This is a genomic window from Terribacillus saccharophilus (assembly GCF_046592595.1).
GTDB lineage: Bacteria > Bacillota > Bacilli > Bacillales > Amphibacillaceae > Terribacillus > Terribacillus saccharophilus_C.
On record NZ_JAWVPF010000001.1, the window covers coordinates 345,940 to 360,900 of the forward strand.

At 43.8% G+C, this 14,961-nt stretch carries 15 protein-coding genes and 1 other annotated feature; of the genes, 6 read left to right on the forward strand and 9 right to left on the reverse strand.

Features of this window, described 5'->3' with window-relative positions; translation table 11 throughout:
• Positions 1-92 precede the first annotated feature (92 nt).
• Positions 93-227, reverse strand: a complete 135-nt coding sequence (locus tag SFC25_RS01675; protein ID WP_411213611.1) for a hypothetical protein — start codon at positions 225-227, stop codon at positions 93-95.
• 171 nt (positions 228-398) lie between these two features.
• Between SFC25_RS01675 and SFC25_RS01680 the strand changes: the two genes are divergently transcribed.
• Positions 399-1,331 (forward strand): LCP family glycopolymer transferase, encoded by a 933-nt coding sequence (locus SFC25_RS01680; protein ID WP_411213612.1) that lies wholly within the window; start codon positions 399-401, stop codon positions 1,329-1,331.
• Between the two features lie 28 nt (positions 1,332-1,359).
• On the opposite strand, the gene SFC25_RS01685 is transcribed toward SFC25_RS01680, so the two are convergent.
• Positions 1,360-2,067 (reverse strand): YoaK family protein, encoded by a 708-nt coding sequence (locus tag SFC25_RS01685; protein ID WP_411213613.1) that lies wholly within the window; start codon positions 2,065-2,067, stop codon positions 1,360-1,362.
• Between the two features lie 59 nt (positions 2,068-2,126).
• Here SFC25_RS01685 and SFC25_RS01690 point away from each other — a divergent pair, with 59 nt between their 5' ends.
• Together SFC25_RS01690 and SFC25_RS01695 are read left to right on the forward strand one after the other, a co-directional pair.
• Positions 2,127-2,738, forward strand: a complete 612-nt coding sequence (locus SFC25_RS01690; protein WP_411213614.1) for a DUF1232 domain-containing protein — start codon at positions 2,127-2,129, stop codon at positions 2,736-2,738.
• 17 nt (positions 2,739-2,755) lie between these two features.
• Positions 2,756-3,382, forward strand: a complete 627-nt coding sequence (locus tag SFC25_RS01695; protein WP_411213615.1) for a DedA family protein — start codon at positions 2,756-2,758, stop codon at positions 3,380-3,382.
• A 116-nt stretch (positions 3,383-3,498) separates the two neighbouring features.
• Here the strand turns inward: SFC25_RS01695 and SFC25_RS01700 are convergent, their stop codons facing one another.
• Positions 3,499-4,722, reverse strand: a complete 1,224-nt coding sequence (locus SFC25_RS01700) for an ATP-binding protein (protein ID WP_411213765.1) — start codon at positions 4,720-4,722, stop codon at positions 3,499-3,501.
• Between the two features lie 124 nt (positions 4,723-4,846).
• Positions 4,847-5,593 (reverse strand): SDR family oxidoreductase, encoded by a 747-nt coding sequence (locus SFC25_RS01705; protein WP_411213616.1) that lies wholly within the window; start codon positions 5,591-5,593, stop codon positions 4,847-4,849.
• 83 nt (positions 5,594-5,676) lie between these two features.
• Between SFC25_RS01705 and SFC25_RS01710 the strand changes: the two genes are divergently transcribed.
• The gene (locus tag SFC25_RS01710; RefSeq protein ID WP_411213617.1) at positions 5,677-6,006 is read left to right on the forward strand and encodes a hypothetical protein; all 330 of its coding nucleotides are present in this window, start codon (positions 5,677-5,679) and stop codon (positions 6,004-6,006) included.
• A 16-nt stretch (positions 6,007-6,022) separates the two neighbouring features.
• Here SFC25_RS01710 and ileS read toward each other — a convergent pair whose 3' ends face one another.
• The gene (gene ileS / locus SFC25_RS01715) at positions 6,023-9,070 is read right to left on the reverse strand and encodes an isoleucine--tRNA ligase (protein ID WP_411213618.1); all 3,048 of its coding nucleotides are present in this window, start codon (positions 9,068-9,070) and stop codon (positions 6,023-6,025) included.
• Between the two features lie 373 nt (positions 9,071-9,443).
• Positions 9,444-10,412, reverse strand: coding sequence for an ABC transporter substrate-binding protein (locus SFC25_RS01720; RefSeq protein WP_411213619.1), 969 nt, complete (start codon positions 10,410-10,412; stop codon positions 9,444-9,446).
• Between the two features lie 113 nt (positions 10,413-10,525).
• Between SFC25_RS01720 and SFC25_RS01725 the strand changes: the two genes are divergently transcribed.
• Positions 10,526-11,527, forward strand: coding sequence for a FecCD family ABC transporter permease (locus SFC25_RS01725; RefSeq protein ID WP_411213620.1), 1,002 nt, complete (start codon positions 10,526-10,528; stop codon positions 11,525-11,527).
• Complete coding sequence (locus tag SFC25_RS01730) at positions 11,524-12,531, forward strand: FecCD family ABC transporter permease (protein WP_411213621.1); 1,008 nt, start codon at positions 11,524-11,526, stop codon at positions 12,529-12,531. Before SFC25_RS01725 ends, SFC25_RS01730 begins: the two co-directional genes overlap by 4 nt.
• A gap of 47 nt (positions 12,532-12,578) precedes the next feature.
• On the opposite strand, the gene SFC25_RS01735 is transcribed toward SFC25_RS01730, so the two are convergent.
• The 3 genes from SFC25_RS01735 to SFC25_RS01745 are packed head-to-tail and all read right to left on the reverse strand — an operon-like array spanning position 12,579 to position 14,581.
• The gene (locus SFC25_RS01735) at positions 12,579-13,355 is read right to left on the reverse strand and encodes an HAD-IIB family hydrolase (protein ID WP_411213622.1); all 777 of its coding nucleotides are present in this window, start codon (positions 13,353-13,355) and stop codon (positions 12,579-12,581) included.
• Positions 13,352-13,867 (reverse strand): GNAT family N-acetyltransferase, encoded by a 516-nt coding sequence (locus SFC25_RS01740; RefSeq protein ID WP_411213623.1) that lies wholly within the window; start codon positions 13,865-13,867, stop codon positions 13,352-13,354. The genes SFC25_RS01735 and SFC25_RS01740 overlap by 4 nt, the downstream gene beginning before the upstream one ends.
• A gap of 15 nt (positions 13,868-13,882) precedes the next feature.
• Positions 13,883-14,581, reverse strand: coding sequence for a nucleotidyltransferase domain-containing protein (locus SFC25_RS01745; protein WP_411213624.1), 699 nt, complete (start codon positions 14,579-14,581; stop codon positions 13,883-13,885).
• A gap of 62 nt (positions 14,582-14,643) precedes the next feature.
• Positions 14,644-14,859, forward strand: a binding site (T-box leader).
• Positions 14,860-14,961 lie beyond the last annotated feature (102 nt).

Below are 14,961 nucleotides of genomic sequence, written 5' to 3' on the forward strand. Positions count from 1 at the left end.
CCCCTTTTTTCCAATTGTAACAATAACACAGTACTAAATGTAAATTTATGTATAAAAATTAAACCGCAGAGCACTTACCCTGCGGTTTTTCCTTAGGAGAATAATTGGATGAGTTTATGTGCAGCATCAAGTAGCTGGTTGCATGCTGTAGGGATGACAGTGAAGAGTGCGAGCAGAAGAGCCAGATTATCTTTTGGCTGTTTTGGATTGGTTGGACATTCCTTCATGGCAGACATTCCTCCCTTCCACATCTTATCGGGGGCAGGTCTGTTGCTGGAAGTAAAAGGAGTCGTTAGTAAGATAAAATTAGTATCTCTCTAACAGGATATTTTATACGCTGTTGTTGACAAATCGTCAACAACAGCGTACCTTGGAATGGTATGGGGGGTAGTACGAAAATGGAAAGACAACGTAAAACAAGTCGTAAGCGTAAGCGACGAATAGGCAGGTATATCATACTTATTCTTCTTGTCCTCGTGATTGGAGTCGGATCCTTCCTCCTTCTTACCGCAAGAGATGTAAAACAGACAGTTGACGGTATCCAGAAGGAAACGAAAGCGATTGATGAGGGTGTGACATCTGAGAAAATCAAGAACAAAGAGCGAGTTAATGTTCTTTTGCTTGGTATCGATGAAAGGGAATTTGACTCCGGGCGTTCGGATGCTATGTTGCTTATGTCATTAGATCCAGCCACTGAATCTATGGACTTGGTAAGTATTCCACGAGATACCCGAACGGAAATTATCGGACACAACACAGTGGATAAAATCAACCACGCCTATGCTTTTGGCGGTGTTGATATGTCTTTAGAAACAGTAGAGAATCTCTTGGGCGTTGATATCGATTATTTTGTGGAGATCAATATGCAAGGTCTAGCCGACCTTGTCGATGCTGTTGGCGGCGTGACAGTAGAAAATGATCTAGATTGGTATGATGAAGGCTTTTATAAAAAAGACTATCATTATAAAAAAGGGCAAATCAGTTTGGATGGCCAGCAAGCTTTGGGCTATGCAAGGATGCGTCACTTAGATCCTGACGGAGATTTTGGAAGGAACGCCCGACAGCGTCAAGTAATTGAAGCAGTAATCAATGAAGGTGCTAACATCAAATCTGTCGGCAGAATTGACGACTTACTTGATGTATTGGGTAAAAACGTGCAGACAAATATAAATCTTGCTTCCATGCGGCACTTGCTAACAGATTACCGTAATGTCCGTCATTCTGTTCAAGAGCACGAAATGAGAGGTGAGGGCACAAAAATCGATGGTATTTACTATTTGATAGTGCCAGAAGATGAAATCACTGCTATACATGATGTTATTAGCAAATGAAGAAGAAGATCCGTTTGGATCTTCTTCTTTATCGTGCCCTGTTGTTTTTCCTTTGAAGCAGAAGTACAACCGCTAACAACACCACACCTATCCAAATAGTATTCAATCCCATGAACCTTTCACTTAAACTGCCTGCCGCGGCACCTATTAAGTACAAGAGAATAGCACCACCTCTAAGGTATGTATCAAGTGAAAGCTTTTGGGCATTCTTTTGCATCGATCCCATAATTCCTTCAATGAAGGCTGCAAGTGTACTTGTTAGTACTGTTGAGGAAAGGCCAGCAACTTTGAGATTCCTGCCTGCTATAGTTTGCATCCCCATAGCTATACTTAGAAATAAAAGGATAATTGATGATAATACTTCATTGACCGGCAATAGCAGGATTATTATCGCAGAAAATAATATCAAAATAAATTCCCAAGTTAGAATACTACCTGACGTACCTTGCTTTCTTTGAATAAATACAGTAGCTGCAATTCCTATGACAAAACCTACTAATGCTAAAGCAGCATTACTTAAAACAACTTGCCTGGCATCTCCAATACCAATACCCAGCAGCACGATGTTCCCTGTCATGTTTGCAGTGAACACATGCGATAAACCAATATAACCTAATACATCAATCACTCCGGACACAGCACATAATAGTAATATGATAATATGGTCATGCTTCATTTGCATTTTTTCTTCCTTCTTTCCCTCTTTCTTATTCCTTTCTACCTCATCTATTGACAAATTGTCAACATCCTTGTACGGTTAGAAAATAATATCAAAAAAGAGGAGATGTCTTCGTTATGGACATTAACAAAGATAATTCCAATATAGAGAATCTTCTACGTTCCTTAATCAAGGAAAAAAATCTCTCCATCCGGGAATTAAGTCGACGCACCGCGATTGATACTGCTATCATATCCAAGATACTAAACGGTAAACGCAAAGTGACTGTTAATCATCTTAAAAAGTTTAGTGAAGTACTGGGCGTTTCACATGAGGATCTGATGCGCACCGCCGGTTTTCTAGACCAAACTAAAACTTTGCAGACGGAATATCATTTGGAAGCACTTTGCAAGCAGGCTGACCCTTCTTTCACAAAAGAAAGAATGCTGAATCAATTGGCTGCTTATGAGGAGATTTCACTTACTGATGGCGGAAAACAAATAATTGACGATAAATTTAATGAAAAGATTGAATCAGTTGGCAGTTCAGGTAAATTGGTAAGCGATCTAAAGCACATGTTTTATAAATTTCAATCCGGTATAGGAACAAAAAGGGAATTAATCCTTTTTGGTGCGGCTTTACTTTACTTTATCAATCCTATAGATGTGCTGCCCGATTATATATTTCCATTCGGTTATCTGGACGATACGCTAGTTGTCCATACTGCTATGGTGCACAGTAATAAATAGCTAAAGGAGATACTTAAGTGGAAGCATGGATGAATGATTTGATGGCTACCTATGGTTATCCTGCCATAGCACTCTTAATGATGATAGAGATTGTGATTCCGCCGCTGCCTTCGGAAGTCACTTTATTGTTCGGGGGCTTTCTTGCGGCTACTGCCAGTCTAAATCCAATCTTTGTCATACTGGCTGCTACATTTGGCGCGATGGTTGGCACTTCAATTTTGTATTGGATCGGTACGCTATTTCATATAGACAAGCTTTCGAATTGGATAGAAAAGCGACGCAAATGGTTACGGCTCAATCCGGCTCATCTGCAGCAAGCTGCAGCATGGTTCGAGAAGTATGACATATGGGCGGTGTTCCTCTGCCGTTTTATTCCTCTCGTCCGAAGCTTAATTTCTATTCCTGCTGGTATGGCCAAAATGCCTTTTGGAATGTTTTTACTTTTTTCTGCTATCGGAACATTGATTTGGAATACGATAGTCGTGATGCTAGGGGTGTGGGTCGGAGCTTCATGGAATAAGATGGAAGACTATCTCGATTATTATAAATACGGGATGTTGGCATTATTAGTTGCTGCGGCCGGCGGAGTTGTTTTTTGGAAATTAGGCAAAAAAAGAAAAAATGAAATAGAAGGACTGAAATGACATCACCGATTATCAACTAAGTTATTAACCGAAGAACTCCGGTTAATAACTTCTTGATAAGATGCACGTTGACTCTTTATTGTTTTTGATTAAAAAAAAAATTCTCTTCCTAGTTGTCAGCGAAACCCTAGTTCATCCTGCTGTTCTTCCCACCACTTACCGGTCTTGCTTTTCTTGTATTCCCGCTTCATATTCTTGATGATGTCTTTAGCGGAAACCTCATCTCCTTGATGTTTGGCTGCTGCAAGAAAAACAAAGAGCTCCTTGAGCTGCGCAAACGAGAATCCTTCGGTTTTATCTACCACTTTATCCACTTCTTCTTGATTCAATAGGTTGAGGAAGCCAACTTTTTCTACGTACTGGCTTCTCAAGGATGCATCTGGCAAAGTGATTTCATAGCCTCTATCGAATCGTCCTGCACGGTTGATCAAGCCAGGATCGATTTCTTCTGGATAGTTGGTTGTACCAATTAAGAAGATACCTTCCTTGGACGTTGCCCCATCCAATGTATTTAGGAAGTAAGAACGCACTTCATCCGGCATTGAATCAATGTCCTCAATGACCAAAACCATTGGTGCCAGCCGTGTAGCTGAACTGAATACTTCTTCTATTGATTCACTGGATGTATATTCTGTGATCTGCCAATAAGCAACCGGTGCCGCAACAGTATTGGCAATTGACTTCACAAGCGTTGTTTTACCGTTTCCTGGCGGTCCGTATAATAGGATGCCGCGGCGGTACGGAATGTCATAGGTGGTGAAAAAGGATCGATCTTCTGTAAAGAATTGATCCAGCATGCCATAAATCTCTTTTTTTATAGATTCATTCAGCACGACATCTTCGCGCTTCACTGTATTTGTCACTTGCTGCTGCTCCTGTGTGACTCCATCGCCATTATCCTTAAAGACGAGAACTTCATCTCTGCTTTTCTTCCAGACTCTATCCCGCAGTGTTTGCAGGAAGGAGGTGATATTCTCTTTCCCTGTAGCCAGTACACATTGCAAATACACGATGCTGGCATCACTGAAATATGGGATTCTTGCAAAAGCAACACCAGCATCAGGATATGCATACAACTGATTATTCAACGCGCGGTATACCTTGTAAACCGGCACTTGTGCTTCTTCATCGTATTCAAATGTATAGCTTTCCAGCCGTTCAAAAAGCTGTGCGACATGCTCAATCTCCGGATTTTCTTTCCGGATATCTTCTTCAACGATTGTCCATAATTCAAAATGAACATCGTCTGTATTATACACAGCATAAAATTCACCGTATTTTTCTTGGAGTTCCTCTTGCATGCTTTTCATCAAACCCGCAAATGCAGGATATCCAGGCATCTCTTTCCCTGTTTCTTTTACAGTTTCTTCATATAAATAGCGCAATCAGTTTCCCCCTTATACTTTCTTCCCCTTCATCTTAACTGATAGCACGAACCAATAATAGATTTATTTTCCATAAATGTCATTTGCGGAGAAAACCGCCTTCTGAATGGAGCTCCTGCCCTGTCACCCAATAGCCATCTTCTCCGACTAGGAAACTGATAAGTCTCGCTGCATCATCCGGCTCTCCGATTCTTCCCATTGGAAATTGAGGAAGCAGGTGCTGTCTTATATCGTCTGTCATCCATGTACTGTCTGTCGGACCTGGATTGACTGCATTGACATTGATTCCAAGCGACGCCAAGTCAGCTGCGAGAGATTGAGTGAATGCCGTAATGGCACCCTTTGTAGCGATGTATGCCAGTTCATCGGGCATAGGCCCTTGGCTCTGACCGGAAGTGAGATTGATAATACTCCCCCTGCTGTCAGGTTTCTGTTTTTTAAACAGTTTCGCAAACTCGGTACATAGCAAAAAGACACTCCTCATATTCACAGCATAATGACGGTCAAGCTGGACCCTATCAAGTTCCTCATAGTTGCCATTCTCGGAAAAAGCCGCGCAATTGACCAAAATAACCGGTACCCCGAGTTGCTTCTGTACTTGCTCCATAATAGTTTCAGCTGCCTCCGGCTGCTCTAGGTCTGCTTCCACTCCCTTGCACCTGACACCATATTCCCTTATTTCGTTTGTAAACTGATCGGGCCATGTCTCACCTGCCTGCCAATGTGTAAAAAAGATATCCAGCCCTTGTGCTGCCAATCGTCGGCATACCGCCGTACCAATCGAGCGCGGATACGAAACTCCAGTTACTATTGCTATCTTAGCCATCTATAAGAACCTCCTGTTTTTACCATGCCTTAACATCATTCGTGTAAAATGAAAGGAAATCCTATATACAAGGAGATTTCTTTTTGAAAATGCCTTTGTTTTTCACCGTTTGCAGTTTCGTAGTGACACTTCCGATTTACAGCTGGCTATTGTATAAAGCTATTTCTGGAACTGTATTTACCCATAGCGATATGTGGGTATCAATCATTGTTCCTCTTTATGTGATCGGCTGGACCAGCATTAGAGAACAGAAGTTTTCAGCATACGAATTCTTTCTCCTGACAGCTTCCATCTGTACAGCTTTGGATATATACTTCTATGCATATCCGAGTATATTTCTACTCGTTACAACAATGATCGGTACACTTATTCTGGCAATGCAATATAGTTGGTCAGCAAAAAAGCAGGAGTGAGTCTCCTGCTTTTGCTTCATACAATTCCAATCTGCAGCTTTTCTTCTTCTACTTGGACAGCTTTGGCTGCCTTTTGCTTTTCATAGTAGATATTCTGAAGAACAAGATTCTGATGAAGCATATCTTCATGATTTTTCAGTATATCCAAGACAGAGGAACTCGCATCGATATATAGGTTCACCCGCTTCTCAACAGGTAAATCAAGTTCCTTGCGGTAAGTCTGTACCTCCCGGATCACTTCCCTGACAAACCCCTCTTCCTTTAACTCCACTGTTAGCTTGGTATCCAAAAGAACAGTAATACCGCTTCCCTCGGAGAGTTCAAGATGATCTGAAGGTACTTTTTCCAGCAAGACTTCTTTCGTTGTCAGCTTGATATCCTCTGTTATTATCAGCATACCGGTTTTCAATAAGTCTCCAAGCTGCTCTTGACTCACCTGTGAAAGAGCTTTTTTAACTTCTCCTACACGTTTGCCAAGTTTCGGTCCAGCCGCTGCGAAATCAAGCTTCGCCGTATAGATAAATAAACCTTCTTTCTCTTCCAGCACGATTTCTTTTACGTTTGTTTCTTCTTTGATAGTCGTTAAATAGGCACCTAGGTTGACGGATTCTTCTTCCGTCATAACGTACAGTGTGGAAAGCGGCTGCTTTGTTTTGATTCTTGCAGCATTCCTTGCTGCCCGAGTTAATTCAACTACTTGCCGGACAGTCCTCATATCCTTCTCCAACTGTGTATTGATTACCCCGCTGTCAGGCTTTGGATAATCCGTTAAATGGACACTGCTTCCGGTTAACTGTAAGTAGACATCTTCCGCGATATACGGTGTAAATGGTGCCAGCAGCTGTGCTGTTTTCTTCAATACTTCGTAAAGTGTGCTGAAGGCTGCACGTTTGTCCTCGGTCATGCCGCTGCTCCAGAACCGCTGCCGTGATCGTCTTACATACCAATTGCTTAATTCATCCAAAAAGGCGCCTAATTCTCTTGCGGCATTTGTTATATCATACTGTTCCAGGTAATCGTTCACCTGTTTCGTAACATTGTGAAGGCGGGATAGTATCCATTCATCCAGCGTCGACTGCACTCCTCCACTATCCCTTTCTCCATTAAATTGATCGATTTGCTGGTATAACTGATAGAAGGAGAATACGTTAGAAAATGTGTCAATCATCTTCGATTTGGCTTGTGCAACTGTTCGTTCGGAGAATCGCTTATTGTTCCAAGGCGCGCTGTCGGAAAGGAGCGCCCACCTTAATGCATCTGCTCCGTATGTTTCCATCAGCTCCGTTGGGTTCAGCGCATTCCCTTTGCTTTTTGACATCTTCTGTCCATTTTCATCAAGTATATGGCCAAGAGACAAGACCCGTTTATAAGGTGTTTTTCCGGTTACCAACGTAGATACGGCAAGAAGACTGTAAAACCAACCTCTTGTCTGATCTACTCCCTCGATGACAACATCAGCGGGATACTGGCTTTCAAACAGCTTTTTATCACCAAACGGATAATGGTACTGCGCAAATGGCATCGAACCGCTGTCGAACCAGACATCGATGACTTCACTCGTACGCTGCATAGCATCACCGCACTCGCAGCGAAGCTGGATTTGATCTATATATGGCTTATGCAGTTCTACATCTTCCGGGACAGGACCAATTGCTTCCTGCATCAGCTCTGCGATGGATCCAGGCGCTTTTTCTTTGCCGCATTTGCAGGTCCAAACATTTAACGGCGTGCCCCAATACCGGTTCCTGCCGATATTCCAGTCAACCATATTGTCCAGGAATTTACCGAAACGCCCTTGCTGCATATGACCTGGATGCCACTCGACCTGCTGGTTATTCTCCTGCATTTTCTCCTTCACATCAGTCATCCGGATGAACCAGCCCTCCATCGCGTAATACAGGAGCGGAGAATCGCAGCGCCAGCAATGCGGATAGCTATGTGTGTATTTCTCTTTATGGAACAGCCTGTTTTGCTCTGCAAGCAGCTTGATGATGTCCACATCGCAATCCTTCACGAAACGGTCAGCAAGCGGTGTGATTTCTTCTGTATATCGTCCTTTCCCATCCACAATGTGGACAAAATCAAGACCATTATCCTTCACGACGCGATAGTCATCTTCACCGTAAGCCGGAGCAATGTGCACAAGACCGGTTCCATTTTGATCTGTAACAAAGTCTGCTAACACTACTTGGTGTCCTTTGTTTATTTTTACGTAAGAGAAAGGTGCTTCATAGCGGAAACCGGCTAAGTCCTTTCCTTTACGGGAAGCTAGGACTTCGAAATCGCCTTTGAACAAGGTCTTTGCCAATTCTTCTGCCACGATGTATTTCTCATTTCCCTGCCGGATTGTTACATAGGTAAGTTCCGGATGGACTGCAATTGCAACATTGGCGGGCAGCGTCCAAGGTGTAGTCGTCCAGCCTAGCAGATATTCGTCAGTTGTACCTCTTACTAAAAACTTAGCCGTTGCAGATAAATCTGACACATCTTTGTAGCCTTGAGCTACTTCATGTGAGCTCAGAGATGTTTCACAATGCGGACAATACGGGACTACTCGGTGGCCCTTATACAATAAACCTTCCCTATGGATGTGCGATAAGATATACCATACCGATTCGATATAGCTATTATCCAGCGTGATGTACGGATCCTCCATATCGACCCAATAGCCGAGAGCTTCTGTAAACTGCTTCCACTCCCGCTCGTACGTGAATACACTTTCTTTACACTTCTCGATAAAACGCTCTATACCGTATGTCTCGATCTGCTCTTTACCGCTTATCTTCAGCTGCTTCTCCACTTCTAACTCGACTGGCAAACCATGTGTATCCCATCCTGCCTTCCGCTTGACCTGATAACCGTCCATCGTTTTATAGCGGGCGATAAAGTCTTTAATCGTCCTTCCCAAAGCATGCCCTGCATGCGGCATACCATTTGCAGTTGGCGGTCCTTCGTAAAATACGTATGGCTTCTTTCCTTCCCTGTTCCGAACAGAAGCGTGAAAAGTATCATTCGCCTGCCAATACTCCCGTATATCCTGCTCTTTTACAGCTGCTTTCTTCATCCCTTTCACTCCTTTAGATAAAATAAAAAAACCGGCACTGCATACACAGCGCCGGGATCTACCGAAAAATTCCAAAATAAAAAAACCATAAGTAGGGTTTTTAGAGTCGGAAACACTACGTACTATCATACGCGTTCCTTGTATCGGTGGAAAACCGTCAAAGCCTACATATCGGCCTTGCTTCTCGGAGAGGATTTTTCATCATGACCTTATCATCGACTTGCACCAACCGTCGACTCTCTAAAGATAAGCTGTCTTGACTACTTGTTCTCGTCAGCGAATTACTTATGTTTTTTACAAGATTACAGCTACTTCTAGTATCTGTCAAATACAAAAAACTTCTCCCCCATTTTTCACAGGGAAGAAGTTTCTCTTACTTCACTAAGCTCTCAACTGCATCGTCCACGATTTGCTCGTTCGCAATCGGGCCAGTGTACAGCCAGCTTGTTTCTTTATCATATTTATAGACATTGCCGTCTTTGATAGCTGGTACATTTGCAAGCAATGGATCATCCAGGATTTCAGATCCGTCGCCTTCATCGCTATTGACCAAGAAGAGGTGGTCAACATCCATCTCAGCCAGTTGCTCAAGAGAAACTGGATTCCAGTTTGCTGTTGCACCTTCGGAAATTTCCTTAACGCCTTCTGGAACTGTAAGACCTAGGTCACCGTAAAGGACCGCACCGCTGGATAGGTTCTCACTTACGATGTAAAGCTGTCCGCCAACAAGCCAGATAGCAGCTGCGGATTCATCGCCAATTGCACCTTGGATTTGTTCTTTTGCATCTGCTGCTTTTGCATCATAATCATCAAGCACCTTTTGTGCTTCATCCTCTTTACCGAAGATCTCTCCGACTGTTTGCAATTCTTTGCGCCAGTCGCCGTTTTCTTCTGTGCCCATTACATATGTAGGGGCAATTTTATTGTACTGATCGTACTTATCGCCTTCTACCATGGAAGCAGAATCCATGATGATCAAGTCTGGTTTAAAGCTTGCCACCGCCTCAAAGGGAAGTGTGGAATCAATTGTTGGCACGTCTTTCAAGCTATCTTGTAAGTAACCTTGTGGATCGCCATTATTTACAGACCATTGCGCTGCTGGTGTGATATCAAGTGCTACAAGGTTGTCCTCCAAATAGGAAGCAAGTACATTTTCAGGGTTTGCAGGGATTTCTATTTCATGGCCCATTGCATCCGTAACTGTACGTGTTTCGCTGCTCTTTTGATCGGAGGAGTTATTTTCAGCATTATCACTTGAATCGTTATTGCCGCAACCTGTTATAATGAATACAACACTGGCGAAGACTGCCAGCAGTAAAAACATACTCTTTCTTTTGAACAAGGGACTCACCTCTTGGTTTATGTTATCATATTAGATGATAACAATTCTCATTATCAATTACAAGCATCATTTCATTCATTTGGTATACATAGAGTGCAGAAAGCGGGATAACGATGCAAGCACGCAGACTAATTGGCACAATCATACTTATCGCAGGTATCGCCCTGCTGATTCTTTCTATAGGACTATCCATCGTATTCGGTGTTGCGGATATCTCATTGGGCACTGTCTGGAATAGTATTTTCCATTACGATGCGGCAAATACATCCCATCAAATCATTCATCGGCTTCGCATGCCTCGTACTGTAGCGGCAGTTCTGATCGGCGCAATGCTTGCTGCATCCGGAGCGATCATGCAAGGGATGACTCGCAATCCACTTGCTTCTCCGCAAATCATGGGCGTAACATCCGGTGCGACTTTCATGATTGCGATTGCGCTTGTCTTCCTTCCTGGTATCTCCAATGTGAACCTGCTTTTATTCTCATTCCTAGGTGCAGGACTTGGCCTTGGACTTGTTTTCGGAATCGGCCTGCTGGCAAGAACCGGATTAACACCAGTGAAGCTGGCATTGGCAGGAACTGCTATCACTGCTTTGCTTGGAGCCTTCTCTAATGCAATGGCAATCCATTTTGATGTAGCGAGGGACTTGAGCTTCTGGTATGCGGGCGGTGTAGCGAATGTGCAATGGGATACAGTGAAGCTGTTATTCCCAGCTGCTGCTATCGGATTGGTGCTGGCATTGTTCATCAGCGGTTCGGTTACGACACTTGGTCTCGGAGAAGATGTGGCGACCGGACTTGGTTTGAAAACCGGCCTGGTGAAAGCAGCCGGGGTGCTGGTTGTGCTGATTTTAACAGGAGCTGCCGTTTCAGTCGGCGGTACCATCGGATTTGTCGGATTGGTCATTCCGCATATCACGCGGTTCCTCGTTGGACCAGATTATCGCTGGATCATTCCATGTTCAGCTGTATTGGGCGGTCTTTTGCTTAACTTTGCGGATATAGCATCCCGGATGATCAATCCACCCTTTGAAACACCTGTTGGTGCCCTCACAGCTTTGATCGGCGTACCATTCTTCATTTATCTAGCTCGCCGGGAGGGTAAGAACATATGATACACTCTGCGAAAAAGACAAGCCTGGTGGCAATTGGAATCATTGCTGCTATTCTCATTGTATTTTTCATCAGCTTGAATACAGGAACAATCCCTATCGGACCGGCAGATGTTGTAAAGACGTTGCTTGGTACGGGCGATGGATCATTTGATGTAATCTTATTCGATTTCCGTCTGCCGCGTATGGTAATTGCGCTATTGATAGGTATCGGAATGGGTATTGCAGGTGCGATTCTGCAGGGTGTATCCCAGAATGGACTTGCTGACCCAGGTATCTTAGGAATCAATGCAGGGGCAGGTTTTGCTGTCGTCCTATATATCTTCTTCCTGCAGGATAAGCTGGCTGCTACCGGCAGCCTGCAAGTATTCATCATGCCACTATTCGCATTCGCTGGGGCGTTTCTCGCAGCAAGCCTTATTTACGCATTGGCTTGGAAAAAAGGTGTTACGCCAGTCCGTCTAATTCTTGTCGGTATTGGGATAAACGCTGCCTTCGGCGGTCTGATCATCGTCTTCCAGCTTATGATGGAACCGAAGGATTTCACGCAGGCGACAATCTGGCTGAACGGCAGCATCTGGCAGACGAGCTGGAATTATGTCCTTGCACTCTTACCATGGATTATACTGCTCGTCCCATATGCAATTTATAAAGCAAAAGCATTAAACGTTTTGACACTAGGCGATCAAATCGCTGTCGGTGTCGGGGCTCCGGTGCAAAAAGAGCGCACAATCCTGCTGCTCCTTGCTGTTGCACTGGCGGGAGCTTGCGTAGCAGTTGGAGGAGCAATTACATTCCTCGGACTGGTCGCACCGCACTTGGCAAGACGCATCGTCGGACCGAACCACAAGCATCTGCTTCCGATTTGCGCACTGATCGGCGCGCTGATCATGCTTGTAGCGGACACATTATCGCGAACGATACTGGCACCCTCGGAGATTCCGATCGGATTGGTTGTTTCGGCGATTGGTGCACCTTATTTTATTTATTTGTTAATTAAAGAATGAACCCTCGCTAATGCGAGGGTTCATTTGCTAACCAAACTCTATGTATTTCATGTAAATGCCATGGACGTTTTTTCATCATTTAATTCATTCAAGCAATCGATAATTGTCTGTTCGCAAACCTCATCCAAAGGGATGGCTCTCTGTGCATAGGCCGCTAATTCTTTATGATCTCCAATCATCACCCCATACTTGGCATGGCGGAACATCTCTATATCATTCGCATCATTGCCAAAAGCAATATACTCTTTTTCTTTGATTCCTAATTCTTGTATTGCACTCCATTTGTCGATACCTGGCGGGCTAATGTCTACAATATCCTCCCCATGATGCCGATGGACTCGCAGACCTAGTTTTTCTGCTTCTGAAGCTATTTTTTCCTGATCTGCAGAATGAAGGATAAGGATTTTCACTACCTGTCCCAAATCCTCCAACAGTACTTCCTCAGCCAGATTCTTTGGATCAAGATTGGACTTTATCGGGTGTTCTGGATCCCCTGTATAAGCATAGTTCCATTCTCCGTCTATTAAGTAAGCAGCGCTGAATATTTCTATTAGATTTTTCATGGCAGTTAACTGGACAGGTGAGAATGCTCGAGCCAAAATAACCTTTCCATTGCTAGAGATGAGGGAGCCATTTCCTCCAATAAGCTTAGTTGAATGAAAGTGCTCATCGATAACAGGCAATAAATCACGGATCGGGCGCGCAGAAGCGAAAATCACTTGATGACCATTGTCTTCCATTTCCTTCAATGTGTCGATAATATCCCTCGTAACAGGTTTACCCTTAAAGCAAATCGTGCCATCCAAATCAAAAATGAAATTCATTTGCTCTCCCCCAGGATCAAAGCCATATGTATTTCCGAAATATATGTATCTCCTATTTTCAATGCATGCTCTTCTACGCCAAATTGCTTGAACCCAGCTTGTTCGTAAACATGCTTGGCAACCGGATTTGTCGCAGCTACGACCAGATTTACCTTCTCTATGCCCTCACGTTCTTTAGCCACTTTGAGCATATGCTCTATCAGCTTTTTTCCATACCCTTTTCCTCTTGTTTCCGGAGCTAGATAAACTGCTACTAAATCTGCACGGTGGAGGAGCTTTGCAGGCGTCTCATATCTTAAAGTTGCGTTGCCGGCGAGCTTATCATGCATAAATATTCCATAGGTCTCTGCATGCGAGCTCTCTAGATTTCCCTTTACTCTTTCTATCGGGTTTTCTTGTTTTATTGCATCCTCATAGGAAGTACCGAATGCATCTGGATGTGCCTGCAAGGCTTGCAGTCTAAGTTCCCAGTATGCTTCCGCATCAGCTGCAGTCAATTTTCTGATTTCCATGGATTTCTCTCTCCCTTACCCAACATAATATCCCTCGAATAGTCGACCGCCGTATGGATCCAGGCAGTCATCTACCAGCTGCACGATAGCTTGTTTATCATGCTGCTGATAAAACGCAGCTAAACTTTGCTCGAATTGATTCGCGAGCGCTGCGTCCATACTCTTCAGCTCCCTGAACATCCATTTACCAGAACCAATCCAATGCTGTCTGGTACGGAGTGTGAATATGGCCAGATCATTGATGATTGCATTTGCCAGAAAATATGCTTCTCCACCAACTTCTTTATCTACGAAATCATCAACTAAGTTCGTAATCATGTACCGGTTATGATCGATCTTTTGTTTGTTCCAGGGGGAAGGTCCAGCAGAAAATATGCTGTTTGCTCCGGATTTCATCTTTGTAACGGCCGGCGACTCCTTCAGCACAATCGCTTCACTCACCATCCTTGGCATGGACGGGATTCCACGCTCTGCATCACTGGCAAAGAATTTGAGGTAAGCTTCTCCGGTGTATACAAATGCCTCTACCGGCCATCCTTCAAAAAGTAATGATTCCCTATATGCCTGATTTTCTCCTGCGTACAGAATAATAATATCCAAATCAGAGGTCTGTGTTGCTTCCCCTCTGGCACAGCTTCCTGCCAGCAATGCTCCTGCGCATTCGGGGTGATTGATTTCGATGAATCTTTTGGCAGTATCTTTTGGGTCTCTCAAAAAAATCCCTCATTTCCATTTGACGGCTATATCCAGTATCTGTATAATGAGCATACAACAAAACAGAAGCAATGATAAGGACAAGATGCACGCGCCTCTTTCTTCCAGAGAGTGAAGGAATTGCTGGAACCTTCACAGATAAGCACATGCATTACCGCCTTTGAGCTATTACGGGGAAACATTAGTATCCGTAATCGGGAAGACCGTTATCGTATTTTGGAGCGTCAGCTGAATGCTGATGGAATTAGGGTGGAACCACGACCGCAATCGTCCCTTCAGGGAGATGAGTGCGGTCTTTTTGTTTACAATTTTATATCGAGAAAAGCAATGCGAAGGACATGATTCGGGTCATCCTTCTCCTGACAGAAAGCAGGGTCGCC